The organism is Virgibacillus salexigens, assembly GCF_014905415.1.
Taxonomy (GTDB): domain Bacteria; phylum Bacillota; class Bacilli; order Bacillales; family Amphibacillaceae; genus Virgibacillus; species Virgibacillus salexigens.
Genome location: NZ_BNEO01000003.1, coordinates 1 through 22,369 on the forward strand (window position 1 = coordinate 1; position 22,369 = coordinate 22,369).

At 36.8% G+C, this 22,369-nt stretch carries 27 protein-coding genes, 1 pseudogene and 1 riboswitch; of the genes and pseudogenes, 16 read left to right on the forward strand and 12 right to left on the reverse strand.

Annotation, left to right across the window (positions count from 1 at the left end; translation table 11 throughout):
* Positions 1 to 307: 307 nt before the first annotated feature.
* From JKP73_RS14095 to JKP73_RS14115, 5 genes and pseudogenes are all read left to right on the forward strand, one after another.
* Positions 308 to 873, forward strand: a pseudogene (locus JKP73_RS14095) (recombinase family protein).
* 181 nt (positions 874 to 1,054) lie between these two features.
* Positions 1,055 to 1,738 carry a response regulator transcription factor gene (locus JKP73_RS14100; protein WP_021292524.1) on the forward strand — a complete coding sequence of 228 codons (684 nt, stop codon included), beginning with the start codon at positions 1,055 to 1,057 and terminating at the stop codon, positions 1,736 to 1,738.
* 36 nt (positions 1,739 to 1,774) lie between these two features.
* Positions 1,775 to 2,812 carry a sensor histidine kinase gene (locus tag JKP73_RS14105; RefSeq protein ID WP_160807610.1) on the forward strand — a complete coding sequence of 346 codons (1,038 nt, stop codon included), beginning with the start codon at positions 1,775 to 1,777 and terminating at the stop codon, positions 2,810 to 2,812.
* 176 nt (positions 2,813 to 2,988) lie between these two features.
* A complete protein-coding gene (locus JKP73_RS14110) occupies positions 2,989 to 3,774 on the forward strand; it encodes an ABC transporter ATP-binding protein (RefSeq protein WP_160807611.1) in 786 nt (261 codons plus the stop codon).
* Complete coding sequence (locus tag JKP73_RS14115; RefSeq protein WP_234447117.1) at positions 3,758 to 5,689, forward strand: FtsX-like permease family protein; 1,932 nt, start codon at positions 3,758 to 3,760, stop codon at positions 5,687 to 5,689. The genes JKP73_RS14110 and JKP73_RS14115 overlap by 17 nt, the downstream gene beginning before the upstream one ends.
* Positions 5,690 to 5,940: 251 nt before the next feature.
* On the opposite strand, the gene JKP73_RS14120 is transcribed toward JKP73_RS14115, so the two are convergent.
* From JKP73_RS14120 to JKP73_RS14130, 3 genes are read right to left on the reverse strand one after another with little or no spacing between them, the layout of a single operon-like run.
* Positions 5,941 to 6,123, reverse strand: a complete 183-nt coding sequence (locus JKP73_RS14120) for a hypothetical protein (protein WP_021292520.1) — start codon at positions 6,121 to 6,123, stop codon at positions 5,941 to 5,943.
* Positions 6,124 to 6,134: 11 nt separating this feature from the next.
* Positions 6,135 to 6,533, reverse strand: a complete 399-nt coding sequence (locus JKP73_RS14125; protein ID WP_160807612.1) for an ArsI/CadI family heavy metal resistance metalloenzyme — start codon at positions 6,531 to 6,533, stop codon at positions 6,135 to 6,137.
* A gap of 47 nt (positions 6,534 to 6,580) precedes the next feature.
* Positions 6,581 to 6,901, reverse strand: coding sequence for an ArsR/SmtB family transcription factor (locus tag JKP73_RS14130; protein WP_021292518.1), 321 nt, complete (start codon positions 6,899 to 6,901; stop codon positions 6,581 to 6,583).
* A gap of 506 nt (positions 6,902 to 7,407) precedes the next feature.
* Here JKP73_RS14130 and JKP73_RS14135 point away from each other — a divergent pair.
* Together JKP73_RS14135 and chrA are read left to right on the forward strand one after the other, a co-directional pair.
* On the forward strand, positions 7,408 to 7,713 hold the full coding sequence (locus JKP73_RS14135) for a PadR family transcriptional regulator (RefSeq protein ID WP_160807613.1): 306 nt from the start codon (positions 7,408 to 7,410) through the stop codon (positions 7,711 to 7,713).
* A gap of 15 nt (positions 7,714 to 7,728) precedes the next feature.
* Entirely contained in the window at positions 7,729 to 8,925 is a 1,197-nt protein-coding gene (gene chrA / locus JKP73_RS14140) for a chromate efflux transporter (protein ID WP_200411464.1), read from the forward strand.
* Positions 8,926 to 9,251: 326 nt separating this feature from the next.
* Here chrA and JKP73_RS23625 read toward each other — a convergent pair whose 3' ends face one another.
* Complete coding sequence (locus JKP73_RS23625) at positions 9,252 to 9,401, reverse strand: Ger(x)C family spore germination C-terminal domain-containing protein (RefSeq protein ID WP_369074067.1); 150 nt, start codon at positions 9,399 to 9,401, stop codon at positions 9,252 to 9,254.
* Between the two features lie 427 nt (positions 9,402 to 9,828).
* On the opposite strand from JKP73_RS23625, the gene JKP73_RS14145 reads away from it, so the two are divergent.
* From JKP73_RS14145 to JKP73_RS14175, 7 genes are all read left to right on the forward strand, one after another.
* Positions 9,829 to 10,299, forward strand: coding sequence for a hypothetical protein (locus JKP73_RS14145; RefSeq protein WP_200411465.1), 471 nt, complete (start codon positions 9,829 to 9,831; stop codon positions 10,297 to 10,299).
* 215 nt (positions 10,300 to 10,514) lie between these two features.
* Positions 10,515 to 10,946: an SRPBCC domain-containing protein gene (locus JKP73_RS14150; protein WP_021292514.1), complete on the forward strand. Its 432-nt coding sequence runs from the start codon at positions 10,515 to 10,517 to the stop codon at positions 10,944 to 10,946.
* The gene (locus tag JKP73_RS14155) at positions 10,933 to 11,295 is read left to right on the forward strand and encodes an ArsR/SmtB family transcription factor (RefSeq protein ID WP_196806081.1); all 363 of its coding nucleotides are present in this window, start codon (positions 10,933 to 10,935) and stop codon (positions 11,293 to 11,295) included. Before JKP73_RS14150 ends, JKP73_RS14155 begins: the two co-directional genes overlap by 14 nt.
* Positions 11,296 to 11,422: 127 nt before the next feature.
* A complete protein-coding gene (locus tag JKP73_RS14160) occupies positions 11,423 to 11,866 on the forward strand; it encodes an SRPBCC family protein (protein WP_200411466.1) in 444 nt (147 codons plus the stop codon).
* Between the two features lie 164 nt (positions 11,867 to 12,030).
* Entirely contained in the window at positions 12,031 to 12,453 is a 423-nt protein-coding gene (locus JKP73_RS14165) for an SRPBCC family protein (protein ID WP_200411467.1), read from the forward strand.
* 279 nt (positions 12,454 to 12,732) lie between these two features.
* Positions 12,733 to 13,188 (forward strand): GNAT family N-acetyltransferase, encoded by a 456-nt coding sequence (locus JKP73_RS14170; RefSeq protein ID WP_200411468.1) that lies wholly within the window; start codon positions 12,733 to 12,735, stop codon positions 13,186 to 13,188.
* A gap of 149 nt (positions 13,189 to 13,337) precedes the next feature.
* A complete protein-coding gene (locus tag JKP73_RS14175) occupies positions 13,338 to 13,715 on the forward strand; it encodes a VOC family protein (RefSeq protein ID WP_021292509.1) in 378 nt (125 codons plus the stop codon).
* A gap of 387 nt (positions 13,716 to 14,102) precedes the next feature.
* Here JKP73_RS14175 and JKP73_RS23630 read toward each other — a convergent pair whose 3' ends face one another.
* Entirely contained in the window at positions 14,103 to 14,354 is a 252-nt protein-coding gene (locus tag JKP73_RS23630; protein WP_369074068.1) for a phosphatase PAP2 family protein, read from the reverse strand.
* 171 nt (positions 14,355 to 14,525) lie between these two features.
* The gene (locus JKP73_RS23635; RefSeq protein WP_368855430.1) at positions 14,526 to 14,684 is read right to left on the reverse strand and encodes a hypothetical protein; all 159 of its coding nucleotides are present in this window, start codon (positions 14,682 to 14,684) and stop codon (positions 14,526 to 14,528) included.
* A gap of 278 nt (positions 14,685 to 14,962) precedes the next feature.
* Positions 14,963 to 15,063, forward strand: a riboswitch (TPP riboswitch).
* Between the two features lie 142 nt (positions 15,064 to 15,205).
* Here JKP73_RS23635 and JKP73_RS14185 point away from each other — a divergent pair.
* Positions 15,206 to 15,958: a 3-oxoacyl-ACP reductase gene (locus JKP73_RS14185; protein WP_021292507.1), complete on the forward strand. Its 753-nt coding sequence runs from the start codon at positions 15,206 to 15,208 to the stop codon at positions 15,956 to 15,958.
* Positions 15,959 to 16,035: 77 nt separating this feature from the next.
* A complete protein-coding gene (locus JKP73_RS14190; RefSeq protein WP_200411469.1) occupies positions 16,036 to 17,343 on the forward strand; it encodes an LLM class flavin-dependent oxidoreductase in 1,308 nt (435 codons plus the stop codon).
* A gap of 808 nt (positions 17,344 to 18,151) precedes the next feature.
* Here JKP73_RS14190 and JKP73_RS14195 read toward each other — a convergent pair.
* From JKP73_RS14195 to JKP73_RS14220, 6 genes are all read right to left on the reverse strand, one after another.
* Positions 18,152 to 18,652 (reverse strand): hypothetical protein, encoded by a 501-nt coding sequence (locus JKP73_RS14195; protein ID WP_155974851.1) that lies wholly within the window; start codon positions 18,650 to 18,652, stop codon positions 18,152 to 18,154.
* A 35-nt stretch (positions 18,653 to 18,687) separates the two neighbouring features.
* Positions 18,688 to 19,533, reverse strand: coding sequence for a type II CAAX endopeptidase family protein (locus tag JKP73_RS14200; RefSeq protein ID WP_200411470.1), 846 nt, complete (start codon positions 19,531 to 19,533; stop codon positions 18,688 to 18,690).
* 224 nt (positions 19,534 to 19,757) lie between these two features.
* Positions 19,758 to 19,919 (reverse strand): hypothetical protein, encoded by a 162-nt coding sequence (locus JKP73_RS14205; protein WP_200411471.1) that lies wholly within the window; start codon positions 19,917 to 19,919, stop codon positions 19,758 to 19,760.
* Positions 19,920 to 20,005: 86 nt separating this feature from the next.
* A complete protein-coding gene (locus tag JKP73_RS14210; RefSeq protein ID WP_200411472.1) occupies positions 20,006 to 20,539 on the reverse strand; it encodes a GNAT family N-acetyltransferase in 534 nt (177 codons plus the stop codon).
* Positions 20,540 to 21,048: 509 nt separating this feature from the next.
* Positions 21,049 to 21,186, reverse strand: coding sequence for a hypothetical protein (locus JKP73_RS14215; RefSeq protein WP_021292500.1), 138 nt, complete (start codon positions 21,184 to 21,186; stop codon positions 21,049 to 21,051).
* A gap of 10 nt (positions 21,187 to 21,196) precedes the next feature.
* Positions 21,197 to 22,222 (reverse strand): TDT family transporter, encoded by a 1,026-nt coding sequence (locus JKP73_RS14220; RefSeq protein ID WP_021292499.1) that lies wholly within the window; start codon positions 22,220 to 22,222, stop codon positions 21,197 to 21,199.
* Between the last annotated feature and the right edge of the window lie 147 nt (positions 22,223 to 22,369).

A 22,369-nucleotide genomic window follows, 5' to 3' on the forward strand; every position in this document is an offset into this window, starting at 1 on the left:
AAGTAGGGGGTGGACAGTATTACGGACGGGATCAAGTCCCACGGGCGCTTACGTCCTACCCCGACTACCTAAAGAATAACCTATAAAACATAAGGTCAACCAGAAAAATATCATATTTCCGGTTGACCTTATAATACAAAGGGCGCTTTAGTGGAATACAATAATTTATTTATAGATTGATTGGTTTCTGCCATTCAGTCTATTTTTATTTCATTAGAGCCTACTCTATTGGAACAAACATAAATGAGTGGTAAAATGAGGTTTCCACATGTCCCATGTGACTTGTTTCAAAATAGGAATGGAAATTATGAGAAAAATCGGTTATGTAAGGGTCAGTTCGGTTGATCAGAATCCTGCAAGACAATACAAGCAACTCGAAGAAATAGGAATGGATATCATATTTGAAGAAGAGTTATCCGGAGCTACACAACGCCGACCAGAGCTACAAAAAATGTTAGATGAACTATAGGCAGATGATACGATTTTGGTTACAGACCTTACCCGGATTACCCAGAGCACAAGGGATTTATTTGAATTGGTCGATGATATCAAGCAAAAGAAGGCAAATTTGAAGTCCTTGAAAGATACCTGGTTAGATTTATCCGAAGACAATCCCTATAGTGAGTTTTTAATGACTGTCATGGGAGGCGTTAATCAATTAGAACGTGATCTTATTCGAATTCGTCAGCGTGAAGGAATAGGACTTGCCAAAAAAGAGGGGAAATATCGGGGGCGGGTAAAAAAATATCATTCGAAACATGAAGGCATTAACTATGCAGTGGAACTTTACAGAGAGAGAAATATGACTGTTAAAAAAATTTCACAAATGTGTCAAGATCGGCTTTGTACAGAAAATTGGCAGAAAGGAAGTAAAGAAGGTAACCACATTAAAAAGTAAATATTTCCAATATTGGCCCTTCATCCTCGAATCGTTTCCGTACCCCCACCATAGGTGAAACATTAATCTGTGATATATTAATGAGGAGTAATTCTTTGTTACCTCAAATTATTTTATTTACAACAGTCAAATTTGCGACACTAGGAGGCTGGCTCGATGAAGATAAACATATTTGTTGTTGAAGATGATGATGCTTTGTTTGCTGCGTTGAAGAAGGGTCTAGAGGCTTGGTCCTTCCGGGTCACGGGACCAGATAATTTTGAAGGTGTGATGCGTTCATTTCTTGAACAACAGCCTCAGCTCGTCATCATGGATGTCATACTCCCGAAATTTGACGGTTTTCATTGGTCTCGCGAGATTCGCGCTGTATCCAAAGTACCCATTGTTTTCCTTTCCTCCCGCGATCACCCAATGGATATGGTCATGGCGCTGAACATGGGGGCGGATGACTTCATCCAGAAGCCGTTTCATACAGACGTGCTTTATGCCAAAATTCAAGCCATTCTCCGGAGGACATATGCTTATGGCGAAGAGCAACCGAATATTCTTGAATGGAACGACGCCTTGATTGATTTGAATCGAGGTGTAATTCGAAACGCTGGGAAAGAAGTGGATTTAACAAAAAACGAATTTTTTATACTGATCACGCTCGTAAGATCGAACAATGTCATTATCTCGCGCCATGACTTGATACGAAAGCTGTGGGAGGACGAGCAGTTCGTGAACGACAATACCCTCACGGCGAATATAACCCGTTTGCGGCAGAAGCTGGAGACGATCGATTTGGCAGACGCTATTGTGACAAAAAAAGGGCTGGGTTATATGGCCATCACTTTATAGAGATTATGAACATGTACTGATAGGAGGAACCGTGCCATGTTTATCCGTTACGTTGATGCAAGGAAAAGCTGGGTTTTATTGTTTGCCAGCTTGCTCGGCTTAGCCAATGCTCTGATCCTGCTTGATCAAGGCATCCAGGTCACATCTACTTCTCTCCTTTATTTTAACGCCTCATTTATTCTGTCCTTTCTCCTGTTTTTTATATGGCGCTTCAAAAGAGAGACAAAATATGCCGCCGCGTTGGCTGCTCTGCAGGAAGACATGGCGGCCTTAGACTGGATCGAGACACTTCCTGAGCCTGGGGACGGCCTAGATCAGATGACCAACGACATCTTACGGGAAGCCTCCCTTCAGTTCAAACAAAAGCTTTCTGACTATAAAGAAACTCAACTGATCGAGAATGAATTCACGGCCTCATGGATCCATGAGGTGAAGACTCCTCTCACCGCCATGAAGCTAATCCTGGACGCCCGGCCAAGTGATCCGGAAATACGTAAAATTGAAGCGGAATGGTTGCGGGTGTATTTGTTGGTCGACCGTCAGCTGCATATGACACGTCTACCCGCGATCGAATCAGACTATGTTCTTGAATTGGCCTCCATACAGCGCCTTGCCGCGGAAGAAGTACGGGAGCTGGCGCCATGGTGTATGGAAAAAAATCTGGCGGTCAGTATCGAAGGAACGGATGTAAAGGCCATTACAGACCGAAAATGGTGCCGCTTCATCCTTCGGCAACTGTTGACGAATGCCGTGAAATATAATCCTGCGAATACGGCACTTATGATCGTGACGGATGTAACGGAGACAGGCCAAGTCTTTTTGGATGTCATCGATGAAGGACCGGGAATACAGCCGCACGAATTGCCGCGTATCTTTGACAAAGGTTTCACGGGCGAAAACGGCAGGATTCAAAACGCAGCGACCGGACTTGGGCTCTATCTTGCAAAAACCGTTGCAGAAAAATTAGGAATTACCCTCAAAGCGCAACCCGGTCAAACGAAAGGTACGGTGATGCGAATGATCTTTGTCGATCCCAACGCATTCGAAGCTGTCCGAAGAGGGTCGGGCGAGTAATATACAGCTATGAAGCAGTCAGGATTGCTCCTGGCTGTTTTTTGGTGTGGAATAGTGAACCTGACAATATTGTCACGTTGTCTTGCCAGATTGTCATGCAAAACGTACGACAAGCGGAAAATCCAACCGTATAATAAAGCTATCATCAAGCAACAATTATGATTTGGAGGTATGTTATGGATCAGTTGAATGTAGGAGAAACCGTTTTACAAGCACGAAATGTCCACAAAACATTTGGTACCAAAGGAAATGCACAGCATGTATTAAAAGGAATAGATTTACGCGTCACCCGAAGTGAATTTGTCGGCATTATGGGGGCTTCCGGCTCAGGCAAGACGACATTGCTTAACGTCTTAGCCACGATTGATCATACTACGGACGGAACGGTTTTAATCGATGACGCAGATATCTCCAAGCTGAGTAATACCGCGCTTTCCGCCTTTCGGCGCAACAAGCTGGGATTCATCTTTCAGGATTACAATCTACTGGACACGTTGACAGTGAAGGAAAATATACTGCTGCCCATCTCCCTTAGCAAAATGAGCAAGCGGGAAGCGGAAAGCGAGTTCACAGCCATCGCCAATGTGCTTGACATTAAAGCACTGTCGCACAAATATCCGCATGAAATATCGGGAGGCCAGAAACAACGGACGGCTGCCGGGCGCGCTCTGATCCACCAGCCTTCGATCGTATTTGCGGACGAACCGACCGGTGCACTGGATTCCAAATCGGCTTCCTCGTTACTCGATGTGATGGAGAAGGTGAATCAGCAGCGAGGCGTCACCGTTGTCATGGTGACCCATGATCCGGTAGCCTCCAGCTATTGCAGCCGTGTTGTGTTTTTAAGAGACGGGAAGACTTATTCCGAGCTGTACCGCGGCGATAAAACAAGACATGCCTTCTTTAATGAAATTATGGACGTGCAAGCTGTACTGGGGGGTGAACATGTTGACGGTTTTTGAATTAACGCGTCGCAGCATGCGGCAAAATGTGAAGCATTATTATTTGTACTTCTTTGCGCTGATCTTTAGTATGAGCCTGTATTTTGTCTTCACCTCACTACAGCACGATCAGGCTGTTCAGAATATGACACATCCGAGCGTTGACTTCTCTGCCGGGTTTCAAATTGCGGGGGTCATTCTGATTGTGATCGTTGGGATCTTTACCGTCTCGGCCAACGGCATTTTCCTGCGTCGGCGCAGTCGAGAAATCGGACTATATCAGCTGATTGGTCTTTCCAAAGGCTGGGTAGCCCGATATCTAATGATCGAGAATATACTGCTTGGCTTAGGTGCACTACTTGCTGCGATCATTTGCGGCGCGTTGATTTCAAGGCTGTTCGTCCTGATTTTGTTGAATCTGCTCGGCTTAGAAGGGATTGTCGACATCAGCTTCTCCGTACCAGCGGCTTTTAAAACGTCGATGGTCTATCTTCTCATCATCGTCATCACTTCCATTCAGATGATGCTGAAGGTTTATCGCAGCACCCTTCTGAATCTGTTTCAAGCTGACAAGCGGCCTGACCTCACTAAGCCGCCCAAAGTGGTGGCATCTGCTATTTTCGCCCTGCTCGGTCTGGCGCTGATTGGATACGGCTATGAATTATCGGGTCATATCAATGAACAGTTATTCCTCAACGCACTATTGGTTCTCGGATCCATCGTTGCAGGGACTTACTTATTGTTTCGCGTTACGATCAGATGGTGCTTTTACCGGTTCCGCAAACGTAAAGATGGACACCTGGGCTTAACAAACAGCCTGTCGATGGCTCCGCTGATGCACCATATGAAAGCAAATGCCAACTCTCTTACCTTGATTACGATGTTGTCGGCCATGGCCATCACGCTGATTTCCATGGCTTACGCCTTCTACTACTCCGTAGAGCAAGAGACCCGCCGTGATCTCCCTTATGATTTTATGTTTGAAAACGAGCCGCAGGAGGCGCTGTCGTTCAAGATGAAGCTGGAGAAGGAAGGCATCGATGTTAATCACCACGTCGTTCAAGCGGTTCTGACGATGGGCAGCATCCTTGATCCGAATGACGAATTCCACAAGGTTGAAGAAAGTTTGTTATGGCTTCCGGCCGAACAGCTTAAACAAACAGGCGCAGACCTCAACGTGCCGCCAGATGGCGAAGCCATTTTGTACAATGCTGGGGCCTCACTTGCCGGGGACTTAGATGAGCAGTCGAAGCGATATCCAACCGAAATAGAGCTGGAGCAGCATGGACAGACCGTTATGTATACATTGAGGACATTGATGGAAAGGAACATCATGAATTTAAATGCTCCCGGCAGGCAGCTGCTAGTGTCAGAAGCGACGATGGACAAAATAGCAGAACAAATGGCCGGTACGCCCGGTTATAAAGTAATTCGTTTTGATACGTATCAAGTTCCGGACAAGGAAGAGCTCGCCATAGCTTCCTCTATATACGCAAAACACGTCAGTGACGAACGATTAACGTATGATTTCTATGCGCAGTACAAAGAAGTGCTGCAGATGACAGGCTTGCTCATTTTCATCGCAGCTTTCCTTGGACTTGTCTTTTTGATCTCAACCGGCAGCATCTTGTACTTCAAGCAAATGACCGAAGCCGAGCAGGAAAAGCAAAGCTTTAAGACGTTGCGTCAGCTCGGATTTGACGTGGATATGATCATGAAAGGCATTATACGAAAGCAGGCCATCGTGTTCCTTCTCCCTCTATCGATCGGTATGCTGCATTCGATCTTTGCTATCAAGGCGGCTTCATTTATGATCCGGTCGGACACCACGTTTCCGGCATCCATCGCCATGGCGATATACACGGTTATCTATTTTGTATTCGCTCTGTTTACCATAGGCTACTACCGCAACATTGTAAAAAACGCTATGTCATAACCATCACTTAAAGAGGGGTAAGCTATATGGGGTACCGCCAACATTTCGGACATTTTGTACGCTAAGCATATTTCCAACCTAAAAAATCGATTCCCCAGGGGTCACTTCAAATAAAGACCTGCGCCTAATCTTGAAGAAAAGGCCATTGTTGAAAATGGCTTATGAAATTTTATGAATATGAATATTACATTCGGGGTGTATTTAAAACTTAACTCTCCAGAGTTTAAAACTCTGGAGAGTTATTTATCTACTTAACAGCAGTTAGCACAACAGACATTTTTGATTTCTCCATTTTGCCAAAACTTCCGTTCTGAAAGTTTTAATCTATTTTTATTCTTAGGGATTTTTTCTGATTTCCAAGCATTAAAATTAATCTCTTTCAACTGCCGCTTTTTGTTTTCAAACATTTTAGTAATTACATAATCATTTTCCATTGCTTCTCCCCCTAATTACAACATAATTGATCAGATTCAGTTACCTCTACATCCTTTTTAGTGTAAAAAAACTCCCACTCGTTACCGTCAGGATCAGTTATCCAAAATTTATCCTGAAGTGCATAACAGCAATTAGTATTAATTTCATCACGTGTAAAGAACCCTAGCTTTTCTAGACGTTTTTTGTGATGATTGATATCTTCCTGTTCTCCCACCTGTATTCCAAAATGTCCTACTTGATTACCTGACACTTTAGATCTTACATTCAGTGTAAAGTTTAACTGCAATCCCTCAGGTATGAACTTAGCGTAATCTTCTTTCCTTTTTACGGGATTTTCACCGAAAACCTTTGTATAAAACCCTATAGACTTTTCAAGATCAACTATATTTAACCCAATATGTACATTCATTTATATTCCTCCTTTAATCAATTTTTTTTGATTTATAAGTTAAAAAATTAATCACGACGAAACAGGCAACAAAGCTCCTCGGATAGTAAGTGATTGATTTCCGAATGATTTAATGTATAGTAACTCCAGGTACCACGTGTTTCTTTTACAATTAGCTTGGCATCCATTAATATTTTTAAATGATATGATAACTTGGATTGTGGCAACTGTAGCTTTTCTGATAGATCACAAACACATACTTCCCCATATTCTGTGATTTCATGTAAGATGTGAAGCCTTTTTTGATCAGCTAATGCTTTAAATTTCTTTTCATATTTAGTAAACGTTTTTTCCAAAGAAACATCTGTAAGCTGAAAAAGGTTATTCATGTTACAACCTCCTTAATCAATTTTTTTTGATATAAATAGATTTTAATGGAATGTGTGCATAAAAGCAAGTATTAAATCAAAAAAAATTGATATTAATTAAGTATAGAAGAGTAGCTATTTTTTATACTTACACTCTATAACAGTTTCCCCAATCGGGCGTAATTCAGGAATAAGGATTAGCGCCCAAACTGAATATAAGGGCCAGATTGCTTGAAGACTTGAGTTCGAGATAATGAATTAAATGAACAGCTAAAGGAAGTAATTTCGGTGTAAAATTGACTGATTTTGCTTCCTTTTACTTTGATTACTAAGATTAACTTAATGGACAATAGAGATTTCAATATCTAGGGTTCTCTTTGATGAACAATATAATTACTAAATAATTGTTAAATCAATGTAAAAATTTTAATATACTGTTGCCCATCCTTATCGGTTACTATATAATCTAGTTATCGAAAATCGATATCAATTTTCGATTATGCATTTCGAAAAAAGGAGGTAAATAGTTGGAAAATAAAGTGTTAAGGAAGCTTTTCTTGGGCTTTATACAAATCCATATTTTGCATCATGCAAAAGAAGAAGCCATTTACGGGTCTTGGATGCTTGAAGAGCTGCATGAACATGGATATGAAATCAGCGCCGGAACTTTATATCCCATCCTTCACAACATGGAAAAGGATCAGCTTCTGAACAGGGAAGATGTCAATATAAATGGAAAGATTAGGAAGTATTACCGAACCACAGATAAGGGAGATTCTGTTCTACAGGAAGCTAGAGCCAAAGCCTATGAACTCTTTAAAGAAATTAAATGATAAGAGGTGAAAAAATTGAGTGAAAAGCAAAAGAGAAACAAGATTCAAACGCTTTTAGAAATATTATTTACATCTACAAAGCTAGGTTTGACTTCATTTGGTGGGCCTATCGCACACCTCGCTTATTTTAAGGACGAGTATATTGATCGCAGAAAATGGTTAGATGATAAAACATATGCGGATATCATTGCAATTTGTCAATTCCTCCCTGGTCCTGCCAGTAGTCAGGTAGGAATGTCGATAGGTATGTTACGAGGCGGTTTGCTAGGAGGCCTTATCTCTTGGTTAGGATTTACCGTACCTTCCATTATTGTGTTGATTGTTTTTGCAATGATGTATCAAACATTTTCTTTAGAAGATGCAGTTTTCATACACAGCTTGAAAATAGTTGCTGCATCTGTTGTCTTACATGCACTAATTGGAATGGGTCAAAAGCTGACACCTGATAAACCACGGATAGCAATAGCGTTAGTTGCTGCTACTATCATGTTATTGTTTCCATCTGCATGGATGCAGATTTTAATTATTGTAGGTGCGGGATTATTTGGATTAAGATTGTTCAAAGATAAAGCTGAATCAAAAGTTCAACCTTTTTCTATCAACATATCCAAAAAACTTGGTATCGCTTCTTTGGGAACTTTAATTAGTCTACTCATTTTATTACCTTTGTTAAATAGAATGTCAGATAATCCATTGCTAAACATTTTTGATATCTTTTTTAGAGTTGGTTCGCTTGTATTTGGTGGTGGACATGTTGTATTACCAATGATTGAAAGAGAAGTCGTACCTTCAGGGTTGTTAACAGCTAATGAGTTTTTAGCTGGATATGGTATGGCACAAGCTGTACCAGGGCCTTTATTTACTTTCTCTAGTTATCTTGGAACGATGATGGAAGGAATTACTGGAGCTATCGTTGCAACGGTAGGCATATTTCTCCCTTCATTCTTACTCATTGTTGCAGCTTTACCATTTTTAAATGAATTACGCAAGAAGGCAACTTTCCAAGGCATTTTAATGGGAGTAAATGCTAGTGTGGTAGGTATTTTGTTAGCTGCATTTTATGATCCCGTGATAAGCAGTTCTATTTTTAGTACCGCAGACTTTGCCTTAGCTGTTATTTTGTTTGGCTTGTTAAATATTTGGAAGATACCAGCCTGGTTAGTTGTTCTTTTAGGTGTTATTGGAGGGTACGTTATACAGTTTATTTCGTAATATTGCATCTTTTAATACTAGTTGCAGGGAGCCATTATAGGTAGTTTAGTTTTAAGGTGCAAACATGTATATATAACAGAAGTTGAGCATCGAATTTTAAATCAAATCGATGCTCTTTTACTAAAAGAACAGGGAAATACCTCTATCCAACAAGAGATTTAGAGTAACAAACTGATGTTATAAATCATGCGAATTAAAGTACTTTGAGGCTTATGTTTAATAAAAACTACTGCGCAGAACTATGCATTTAAACAACATATATTTTGTTTGAAAGGGAAATCTTTATAGTAACCAAAATACACTTATTCACCGTCATTTGCTTTATCCTAACGTACCGAACCAACAGATTCAACTTCCGCATTTGTAGATACATTTATGATACTTTGTGAAAAAGAATTTCCCCCTCTGAGCCAATCATCTTTTATCTCATTCCAAAAGTCGTAATGCCTTTGATAAAGAATGTTATTAATCCCCAATAACTATAGTATTAATTGTGTTAGCACTTTTCGAGAAACGATTAAACGATCTAAACAGATTGCTAAAATCCCAATTATATACATAGTCATTGATATAGCACTTTATATTGTTACTTTGGTTTGTTCTCGATTTTATAGGAGTCAACATATCATATGTAGTTCCAAATTTAATAGAATGGGCGACAAAATTTATACTTCCTTGGATAGTATTACATTGGCTTATAAGGCTTATTAAAAGTTTTGGGAAGAAATAAATCATATTTCCTCCGTTAACGGGCGCTTTTCTTTAATAAGGTTAGCGCTTATTTTCATTATAGGTTTAACCCTGCCTATACCGTAATTAACCACCGTGCTCTCTTCTACTTCTCAATAAAAACTCTTGGACTTACTATATATACTAACTATCCGATTGAAATGAGGTGTTTGAATGAAAAGAATTCTTCTTAGAGTTCTGACAGTTAGTTTGATTCTTGTAGTCATATTCACCTTTATGAATAATAATGGGAAGCCGCAGAGTCAAGTAAATGCAAATGACTCTACAGAAGTTAAAAGTGTAGATATAACTCAATCTGAATTTGTAGAAAAGGTTACTGAAAAATTGGAATCTAAAGGCTATAGCTCGACTGGTTTAATCATGAGTCAAGACTATGAAAAAAGGATAAAGTATATTGTGGTAATTTCGGAAACTGAAAATAAAGGAAAGGCCACAAAAAAAGATATACAACAAACCTTTGAGCAGGTTGCTAAGTCCTATGAGTCAAACCATTTACTGTTCAGTTACAGGAAAGGCAACAGTAATATTAAAAAATATGATTCATGTTGTACATCAACTCCTCAACTAACGGGGTATTTCCAGAATAAAGGCTTTGCGCCTTTTTGCATGAATAGGGCCATTTAACAGAAAAAATAGGAATTTTAAGTTACACAATATATTGGAAACTAATCTGTTTCTGATGTTCTTATACTATTGCACGTTATAATCCTTCTTAACTTCAAGGTTGTATTTAAGCATAGGTTTTTATTCTTGATTTTGCGCAATTAATTGGTTGCACATAAGAATAACATGTGCTACTATGAAGTTGCACATGTTGAAGTAAGGAGGATGAGGTAGTAATGAATAATGATCGTATTGAACGAGAAATTTTTATTAAGGCATCTATTCAAACGGTATGGAAGTTGGTAAGCCAACCAGCATGGTGGGTGGGCGATGCACCGGGTCCCGACAAGGTACAGGTTGATGGATCACGTGTGGTGGCAGAAACAAAGTATGGAAAAATCCCGGTATTAATAGAAAAAGTTGATCCACCGAATTACCTAGCATGTCGATGGGCAAGTTCATTTCCCGGTGAAGAACCAAAAGAAGGTAACTCTACTCTTGTTGAGTTTATGTTGAAAGGAAAGAATGGGGGCACTTGGCTAAGTGTAGTTGAAAGTGGGTTCTCCAGCCTTACTGTGTCTGACGAAGAAAAAGGTAAATTCTTTAAAGAGAATGTCCGGGGCTGGAAGTACCAATTGGAAGTATTGCGAAAGCGTGCTGAACAGTAAAATGTTGTCTACAGAAAATGAAAATTTCGGAAATGTTCTGATTGCCTTAGCAGATCCAACTCGTCGTCAGTTGCTTGATCACATTGCGTTTATGGGGCAAGCAACAGCAACAACATTGGCGACTAAGGTAACTGTATCTCGACAGGCAGTTGTAAAACACCTAACGGTTATGGATGATGCGGGACTAGTTTCCTCCAACCGTGTTGGGCGGGAAGTTAGATATAATGTGTGTCCAAATCAACTATCGAGGGCAGCGGAGTGGATGGAAAAAATAGCAGCGGAGTGGGATAAACGATTGGAATGGATTAAACGTATAGCAGAAGAAAAAGATAACTCTGAGTTGACGTGATAATACTCCCCCATCCCCGGTGGAATCCACAAAGTCAACATACCTCTTCATTATTCCGATGTAAGGAAGATAAATTTTAAAGATAGTATTAAATATACAATAATTTAATAAAAGGTGATGATACATTATGGATACTCAAGTAACTACGGAATTTAAAATACTTAGTCCTGCCACTGAAGTGTTTGAAGCCTTCGTAGACCCAGGTGAAATAGGAAGATTTTGGTTTACCTCAAGTTCTGAAAGATGGGAACAAGGCAAAACGGTTACACTGAAATATGATGAATTCGAAGCAGAAGGAACAATCAATGTTTTAGAAGTCGAGAAAAATAGGAAAGTCGTGTTTTTGTGGGGGTATGAAGATGATGATGTGAGGGAAGTTACGATTACACTGAAAGAGTTGGATAATACGAGTACAATAATTGAAGTAATCGAATCAGGGTTTATTGAAGATGACCCCCAAATAGTAAACAAAATGATTGGGCAAAAAGGAGGGTGGGTCTATACACTAACTTGCTTAAAGGGTTATTTAGAAAATGGTGTTACTAATTTAAGAGCATCAATACTTAAATAACCGAATTACGTAATTTCCTGATATCATTTATACAGACGCTTCTATCATGTTTGAAAGGATAATAAAATAATTTAACGATCTTCAAAGTAAACGGATGTATTTCCGTAGATGAAAGCATTTGACTTTAAGGTTTTAAAATATTATTCATCATAGGAGTTGATATTTTGACTAATGCACAAGCAGTTGTTGCCTATCACTTTAAAGCAACACCAGATAAGGTCTTTGATGCATGGGTTAATCCAGAAAAAGTAAGACAATGGATGTTCCCGAATGGCAATATGGTAAAATGTGAAAATAATCCTAAAGTTGGTGGCTATTTCATTTTTGTTGACCGCCGTGAGAGTGAAGATATTCAGCATATAGGGCACTATTTGGAATTGGAGCACCCTAAACGCATTAAATTTACATGGGCTACAGTGGACGACCTACCTGATGCAGATCATGTAACTGTTGAGATTAACCCTTCAGAAAATGGCTCAGAGGTAACTTTAACCCATGAGGTAGATCCTGAATGGGCTGAGTATATACCTCAAACAAAGAAAGCATGGACCGTAATGCTTGAAGTAATGAACAAAGTATTAAGTTGAAAAAATTTTAGTTAGGTAAATTATTCAATATTCATCAATTGGGCACTTTTCTGTAATAAAGATCGGCGCTCGTATTGTACATAAGGGCCATATTATGGAATAGAATATGGTATAGTTAAAAATCTAAAAAGTTCCACATTGTGATTTTAGACAATACTTGTTAAGGGAGGCGTTCATTATGGCAAACAAAAAAGCTTTTTTCATTAAGAACTTAAAGGGGACAACGCCTAACTAACAAATTGGCTTAGCGTTTCCCCGAAATTTGAAAGGGGAAAATGTATGCTTACAGGTAATGTGAAAATTGAAGAATTGAACGAAGGAAACTGGTATGAATGCTGTGATTTGAAATTACCAGAGAAACAAGCGGAGTATATAGAGTCAAATGCTATATCTATTGCCCAATCAAAGTTTGAACCGTCATTAAAACCTTTTGCAATTTATTTTGAAGATAAAGTAGTGGGTTTCCTAATGTATAACACTGAAAAAGAGGAACTTGATGGTTATTGGATATTTAGAATAATGGTTGATGAGAATTTTCAAGGTAAGGGTATAGGGAAAGCTGCAACAAAGTTAATGATTTCAGAGATGAGTAAGTTGCCAGATGCAGAAAAAATTGTTGTTGGTTATCATCCAGAAAATCAGGAAGCTCACCACTTATATGCCAATTTGGGATTTATTGATAATGGTGACCGATTTGGAAAAGAAATTGCTGTTACCAAATATATAAACGAGTGAAGTTAAATAAGGGGGGAGTCGTTTTTTTGGTTCTCCCTTTCAAATTTAATAAATAGGATATTCCAGAATCGGACATTTATACTTAATAAGCGCCAATATTGAATCAAAGGGGCAGATTCTTGAGTAGCGTTAGGGAGCGGTGATGAGGTATGAGTGTACTTTTTAGAGTTGAGTTGTATGTAAAGGATATTGAGCGATCCTTAAAATTCTATCAAGATATTATTGGACTAGAACTCTACGGCAGAAATGAACGTTCAGGTCGTTTCAACTACGATTGCTTTTCATTGTTAATTGCTTCCGAATCAATCCTAGAGGATGTTCATTTTTTTAACAGTAAAGCTAAAAGTGACGTTAAAGGAAATGGTTTTGAATTAATTATTGTTGTAGATGAATTGGAAAAAGTGTATCAGCGATGTCTTGATAGTAACTACCCAATTGAAGTTGATGTGGAAAAATACCTCTGGGATATGAGAGGGTTTAAGATTACTGATCCAGATGGGTACTTTTTAAGAATTACTTCTAAATGATGTATGTTTACATAAACAATACTAGCTAATAGAAGAAGAAGACTATTCAATCAACGGGCGCTAGAAAGCACCTTGAGAAACATAGTATACGGAATTGAAATAAAGGCTAATAAAAAATTTAATTTCGGTAAGAAAACATTCTTTATATTAATAAATGCCATTTTTGCTATCATATATTTGATAAAATACCCCCTCAAAGATGGGTGGCATGATGCCATAATCACCCAGGACTCCTTAAAAAATAAGGGTTTATAGGTCATGAGTTTGTCTCATGACCCTTTTTGACCTTATTTTGAGGGCGTTTTTCATAAGGTTTCCAAACATTACTGAATCTTTTTTCGAACTGCAACTGTAGTATGAATTTGTTTTGTAGTTTCAATATCAAAATCAATTTTCTTTTGATCTAGTTTTATTCAGGACTGTTTGTTCACCTTTTTCATAAATAGCTATTAGCTTACGCACAACATTTAACTTAGGTACCACTTTGTAAACAAAGACTGCGACTAAAATACTGATAGCTGCTCCAACAATGACATCAGCTGGATAATGAACACCAGCCCAAATACGTGAAAGTCCTACGAATATCGCTATTATAATCCAAAATATTCTCGATCTCTTTTTAAGAAGAAAGTTATACAAAATGAAAAGAATAATATAGTGTGGTCACTTGGAAAAGAATTATCTATTTCGTGATCTATTAGATGATTCACATGAGATAATTCCTCAAAAGGTGGATCATTTGAATATATTATTCCGGAAATTTTTCCGATTATTTCGGCTAATAAGTAACCGCAAATAATCATCATTCGATTATTTTTGCTTCTTGTAAACCAAAAAGCTATGACCTAGGGCTAATAAAAATACCATATATTCAGCAACGAACACTATAGTAGGATTAAGATACGTGAGATCCTTACCTAGATTATTCACCATTCTAAACAAGTCAATATTCATTTCACTTATACTCAAATACTTTTCCTCCTTATCTTAACTGAAGAAAAGTATATATGTACTATATAATGTAATAAATTGGAATTTTTTATATTTCGCTTTCACTTTTGTAAGGCAATTATATACTATATTATAATAAAAAGTCCTCTCCGTTGGAGGAGGGGGGTTTGGAGGAGAAATTTATGTTATATGTACAGATTCACCATTTTAGAATAACAAAGTTATAGAAATACTTTAACTAACCATATATCCTTGACATAAATTTTTTAAAACTATAACATTTAATATAAATTAATTATATGCACTAGGGGTGTTATTTAACTGAGATGAGTATTACCTCAAACCCTTTGAACCTGAACTAGCTGAAACTAGCGTAGGAAAGTGTAAACTCTAATACATACTTAAAGAGCGAATTGTGCCTTATTTTAATATGTAGTTAATTGTTTTACGCAACTTTCCTGATGGAAGGGTGCGTATTTTTTATTCTATTATAATTTATTATAAATTTCATCAAAATTAAAAATATAGGGGTTGTTATGATGACTAGAACAGTGTTAGTAACAGGTAGTAGTAGAGGTTTAGGGGCAACTATTGCAAAGACATTAGCACAACAGGGATTTCAAGTGGTTATCAATTACTATCAAAGCAAAGATGCTGCTGAGAAGCTCGTTTCTAAGATTGGAAAGGAGAATGCTATTGCAATTCGGGCTGATGTAACAAATCGTGAAGAAGTAGATAAATTGATAAAAAAAGCAACGGAATATTTTGGTCAAATCGATGTTGTAGTCAACAATGCATTAGTAGACTTTAAATTTGATCCAAACAAACAGAAACCCTTCACAGAACTCACTTGGGATGATTATCAAAAACAACTAGATGGTACTTTAAAAGCAGCATTTAATGTAGTTCAAAGTGTCATACCTCAATTTATTGAACGACAAAATGGAAGTATTATAGGTATAGGTACTAATTTATATCAAAATCCTGTTGTACCCTACCATGAATATACAACAGCTAAAGCTGGATTAATAGGTTTCACACGTAATATCGCTTCTGAATTAGGATTATATGGTATAAAAGCGAATGTAGTTTCAGGTGGATTATTAAAAACGACTAACGCCAGTGGTGTTACAACACCAGAAGTATTCGATTTAATTGCTCAAACAACGCCATTGAAGAAGGTGACCACACCTCAAGATGTAGCCGATATGGTCGCTTATTTATCATCGGAAAAAGCGAACGGTATTACAGGTCAAAATTTCACAGTAGATGGCGGTTTGACAATGAACTAATAGCTTAAATTACCATAGATAATCTTTCAAAAAAAGAAGTATACAAGACAATTAATAATTATCTTGAGGTGTAAAAAATGACAGAAACGAAAGAAAAACAACTACACTTAGGTGTTTTGCTGTATGGTTGTGGACACCATCAAGCTGCTTGGTTAATGCCTGACTCAAGCGTTGAACGTATTGGAGACATTTCTTATTATCAAACATTAGCACAGTTAGCGGAAAAAGGTTATTTTGATGCAGTATTCTTTGCTGATAATCAATCATTTCAAGGTAAAGATTCTAGTGATATGCCAGCATTTTGGTTTGATCCAGTAGTCAATTTAACCGCTATTTCTCAAGTGACAAATCATGTGGGATTAGTTTCAACAATTTCAAGTACTTTTTCTAATCCTTTCACAGCTTCACGACAATTATTAAGTTTAGATCATATTACAAAAGGACGTGTTGGTTGGAATCTCGTTACGTCCATGACTGATTTAGAGGCGTTAAATCACAGTATGGAAGAACTACCTTCCCATGACAAACGCTATGAAAAGGCAGATGAATTTGCTGCTTTAATGAATAAGTTATTTCTTTCATGGGACAGCGGTGAGTTTCTTCATCATCGAGAAAAAAGAAAATTGATAAATCCTTCAAATATTCAGCCTTTTAATCACGATGGTACCTATTTTAAAGTGTATGGTCCATCCACTACGCCAAAAAGTCCGCAAGGCAAACCAGTATCAATGCAAGCTGGGGCATCAAAACAAGGCATTGCATTAGCCGCAAAATATGCCGATGCAGTCTATTCAGTGTCGTGGAACTTAAAGCAAGCAGAAAAATTTCGCGACAAATTAGTCGAACAAGTTAAACAAAGCCAAGACAGTAATAGACATATTAAAATATTTCCTGGCTTAGTAACCTATGTAGGTCATACTCATGAAGAAGCTTTAGCCAAAAAAGCAGCATTAGATGAGCAATTACCTCTTGAAACAGCCCTAAAGCGGTTGAGTTTCTTTATTCAGCAAGACTGCATGAATTGGGAGATTGATAAAGAAGTACCTCAATTACCCCCAGTAGAAGAATTCACTGGTCCAGTTGGACGTTATGAAACAATACTAGAAATTATTAATGATACACAACCTACAGTAAGAGAATTATTAGGATATCTTAATGCAGGCGGTGGACATCACACGCTGATAGGCACACCCGACGAAATTGTGGATCAGATGGAAGTCTGGTTTGAAGCTGGTGTGGCTGACGGATTTAATCTTATGCCTCCTACATTACCCGGTAGTTTAGAAGATTTTGTTGAACTAATTGTTCCTGAAATGCAAAGAAGGGGTATTTTTAGAAGGAAATATGAAGGTCACACCTTCCGTGAACATTTAGGATTAACATAATAAATTATTATAAAATGACTGTACTAGTTGAAGAGGTAAGATGTCACAATAATATTTTTTTCGAGGATTTCCGTAAAGATTCTGATATTTTTTCGGAAGCATCCTTTTTCATTTTATCGGTAAGATACGTATAAACTTTCATAGTCGTATCAATGTCCTCATGGCAATAAGCCTGTTCATACGAATTGATCTAGTTTTTTGTTACAAAAAGGCATTTGTTGGTAAAAACAGGTGCCTTTTTATCTAGTAAAATAATCAAGTTAGTAGTATAATCCTATTAAGAGAATAGTAAATTAATTTATGGAAATAATTTCATATTGTGAAACATATTCTCGCTCAAAAACTAATTGCAATTAAAAAAGAACGCCTTTTAACTGGCGTCCTGTTCCTCTTTGTCTTAGCATTAACTTTTTCACTTCTGTTGTGTTCTCGTTTGTACTCTTTAAGTATCCCAATGCTTTGGCTAGATAGCAACTTTCTTAGTATTACCTCGTTTACAATAAATACGATAAAACCTACAATTACGAAAATATACGCTACAAACAAAGGTGTTGAAGATAGTGATACAGTAAGATTCGAAACATACCAATAGCAAAAATAAGCAAACTATATACAAATGTAATAACTGTTCGAGTTTTATTTTTTAATTTCAACTTTCAACTTCATAAGAGTGGCAAATACATTACTATTGTTATAGTATATACCTTGATTTTCAAAAATCTGGACCTAATTAGAAGGACTCACTACTCGCTTAATACGAATGCTTCAGAAGTCTCGATTTCAAGACTGAGTTATACTCGTTTCAATTTTAATCAAATAAGATGCTTTCAATAAATTCAGATTCATTTTTATAAATCTTGTACATAAAGTACATCAATACTGTTACAGCAAAGTGGATAGTTGATTCAAGAATATTATCTTCAAAGAGTATGGTTGTTCTAAATGTGAGGTCGCTTGTTTTTAGGGTAGCGATATGTATTTTGTCTAGTTTCACTTCAATCTCTTTGCTCCAATTTTCTTCAATTTGTATATCTTGACCGTTGATATCGCCCTTGACACAAAAATAAAGGAGGCTATTACCTGGTTTATCTTTAAAAAGGTAGGTCTCCTTCTCTGTTTTTATGACATATGTGGCAAAAAGAAAATTTCTGATACCGCGTTTTTTTATCCCCATTCTGACTGTGAGACCATTTGTATTGGTAAATGAAAATACATGTCCTTTTTCACATCCGGAAATATCTGCTTTTTCAATTACCCCAATAATCTCTTTTTCTTCATTTTCCAATGCAATAGCCTTTTCTTTTTTCATGTATAAAACATCATTGAATTGGTATTGTTTCAATTTTATCGTTCCTTATTTTCAGACTTATTTTTTCTTTTGTCAATGATTAACAATACGGACAACGCCACAATACTAAATACTACGATAAATAGAAACGACAAGTATAGTGTCATGAATCCTCCAAACATCTCATCAAACTTTAGAATAGCGACATCTGGTTCATACACACCTCCCATGGAAATATATCTAGCTACTTCAAGGTAAACAATATGGAAGATAATGCTCATCCATATTGTTCCTGTATATTTTTTATATAGCTGTAAAGCAATCCCAAAAGTGAAGAGCAATATAAAGTAATCTATAGTTAGCGCAAATGGTTCACTAAAGAATATGGACTCCAATGACATCACCGTAATCGGCACACAGATGAAGATGAATGATTGCAAAACCAATGAGGTGATAAAGCGATACTTCTTATGCAACTCTTCGAATATTAGTCCACGGATAAAGATTTCTTCTGGAAATGCCTCATACATAAATGCTGTCACGGAATTGATTAAAATAGAAATGATCACACTTGCTGTCAGGTTCAAACTGACATTTTCTATGCCACCAAATAAATAAGCTGTTAAAATTCCTGATAAGAGTAAAGTAAAAGGCAATGCAATTCCGACGATCAACTTAGATAATGAATTTACACCCTTTACCCCAATATTTATGAATATGTTTGGACTTGTTCTTTTAAGTACAAAAAGTAAAACAAGTGTCAACCCAGTAAAAATCACTCCTTGTAGGAGCATGGCTATTTGTCGATCCATATCTTGAGTTTCTATCAAATACCTTCCGACATTCCCCGATACAAAGAGAAATAGTGATACGAGTACAAAGTACAAAATCAACCGGCTCATCCTGAATTTCGAAGAACTCAATTAAAGGCTCCTTTTTTATTAGTGTAGTAACGTTATAAATTACGTATCAACCAAGTCTATAGTTTCAATTTTCTTGAAATTAGTGATAAAACCCTACTATCGACATCTAATGTTGGAAATCGATTTACTAAACCTTTTTCAATTAAATGGCCCTTTTAATGAATAAGGGCACATTCACTTCCTCCAGAAATGCGCTCGTTTGATTAACTATTGTTATGCGTGTTATAAATAACCATTGCACCCATATAAAATATAGAGGAGGAAAATTTAATATCCACTACTTCTAAAGGGTTGTCTTCCAAAAACCTATTTACTTTTTTGCTTAAACCTTGTTCAGTAAATCCAGTAAATGTTTCTATTTTCAACTTACATCCCCCCAAATATAGCTTTATTTCACAATCTGACTTGATTCAGGCATAATGTTTGTTCAACAACTGCGCCCTATTCTGGATTATCGTAGATCAAGGGCATAGAATATAGTGTCGTATCGATCTTTGCCGACTGCTACAAAGCGAGGCAATCGACCATACTCTGTGAAACCTAGTGATTTATACAATTTGGCAGCTCGTTCATTGTCACAACGGAAGTCAAGGGTTAGAACTTCAATCCCAGTATTGACAGCAGTAGAAATTAATTGATTCATAATTCTGTGCCCTAAACCAAGACCTTGATATTGTGGATCGATTGCCACTTTTTCTATGTCGGCATGGGGATAATGAGTCGGACGACTGTAGCGTCTCCAGTACCCAATACCTGCAAGATCTTGATCGACCCAGATGGCAATTAGGCATGCATCACTATTTTCACTTGCAATGGCCAATTCCCTAATGAGGCCAGTCACCTCTTTAGTTGAAGGTGGATCAACCCACCCAATTGCCGCGCCGTTTAAAACGAGTTCCTGTAATAAATGCGTTGTTTTTTTTAAAAACGATAAGTCTTCTGTGTCTCCGATATCTACTGTACGTAACACAATAGACTCCTCCATCAGATTCCCCCTATCTGTTTCGTAATCTCTAAAAATGTATTCCATAATCTGGTCCTTGTTTCGTAATTTCATCATCAGAATGGCCAAACTCTTCCTTATCCTTTCTATACTTACACCGGTTTCTGATAAATGGAAGTATGTATGTGAATGCGGTCAGGTGTCAGGGTTTAAATTAAATTTAGCTATTTTTCAACTGAGTATTGGAACAGCATAAAAGAAAATTGGGAAACAGGAAAAAAGTATATGCTAATAGTGATATTAAAGTCTCTACATATACAAACATCGATACAGTTGGGACACCTGACAGAGTTAAAACTAAAGTGTTTTTGGGAGCATATTTGTTAAATAATTATTAACAATATGCTCTTGTTTTTGGAAACTATGATCTATTGTTAGGATGTGAAATTCCCGTTAGCTTTTGAACCTCGTTATATTAAGTCTTCTAAGAAAGCTTTATTTATTACATGCCTTAAAGTACAACCTAGCGATATAACACAATGTTTAATACCTTAGTCATCAATTTTCTCTTCTTGGCAGGAAAAGCAAATAAGCTTATGGTTACTTTGAATAATTCCATCTAAAAAACCACTTCGGCAGTAAATTTTATCACCGCATAAATCACATTTACCAATATACTCTTTTTCCATAAAAACCTCCTTATATGCTTGCTTTTTCTGTAATTTTATTTCTGTCAATAAAATATGAACGAAACCATATTCCAATTTCAATAACTAATATTAACAATACGGTCCAATTCCAAAAACTTAATATAATCTCATGCAACGATTCCAAGGTACTTTTATAATCAATATTACTGTGAATCTTGAAAGTAAATGCATAAAACATACCAAAGGTAAAATTCCTTGACCATTGGCTAACATTATATGTGAATATTCCTTTTTTCCAACCAAGATTAGAGACTCTTTTAATTCCTCTTACTATCTCTATACTTTCTACCAATAGAAATAAAATGAATACCAATAACCAGAATATTAAAATAAGGTCTGCTGATAGAAGATGAGAGGAGACAATTGCTAATCCAGTAATAGATAACGCTCCGTGTATAATACAATTAGTATTGGTCCAATCATCTAAAAGTGACCAGTTATTCCTGCTGTATCGAAAAATAATTAAGAGTATACCTAATCCATAAAATAATAATCCTATCATGATTATTATTTTAATTAATTTAATTGGTATTTGTTGAAAGAAAGGTAACCATGAAAGCACCATTGATTGTGTGGCTACAGTAGAAAGTAAAATAATGCCGTGAACAGGATATTTTTGTGACTTTTTATAAAGTCGTTTAAAATTATATAAACAAATTAAAAGGAAACCTAACCATAATAAAGTATTTACACAAACAATTCCTTGAACAAATCTATGGAATTCAGGAAGATATTTCATAATTACATTGCTTAATACAGAAATACCTGCAATCCAGGTTCCTATTACAAAAGAATTGACGGGATTAATCAACAAACTAATTAGAAAATCTTTATGAAAAAGTTGTATTGTAATTAATGTATAGATTAACATCCCGATATACAAAAAAATAAAAACGAAAAATAATTTTATGTTCTCTAGAAACGGAAAAGCGTCTATAGTGACGAAAAGAAAAATACCTAGGGCCATTATAATGGCTCCAGAGGAAGGATTTATAATAATATTTTTAGAAGCCATTTTATTTCACCTATTCTAATCTTATGCATCTAATAGTAACGCTAGCTGGTTAATAACTCAACAATGATTTAGATACAATTAATTTTTCTTTTATCGGATGTAAATGTAGAAAAATAAAAGCCCCCTTTGATAAGAAGGGGGCGGATA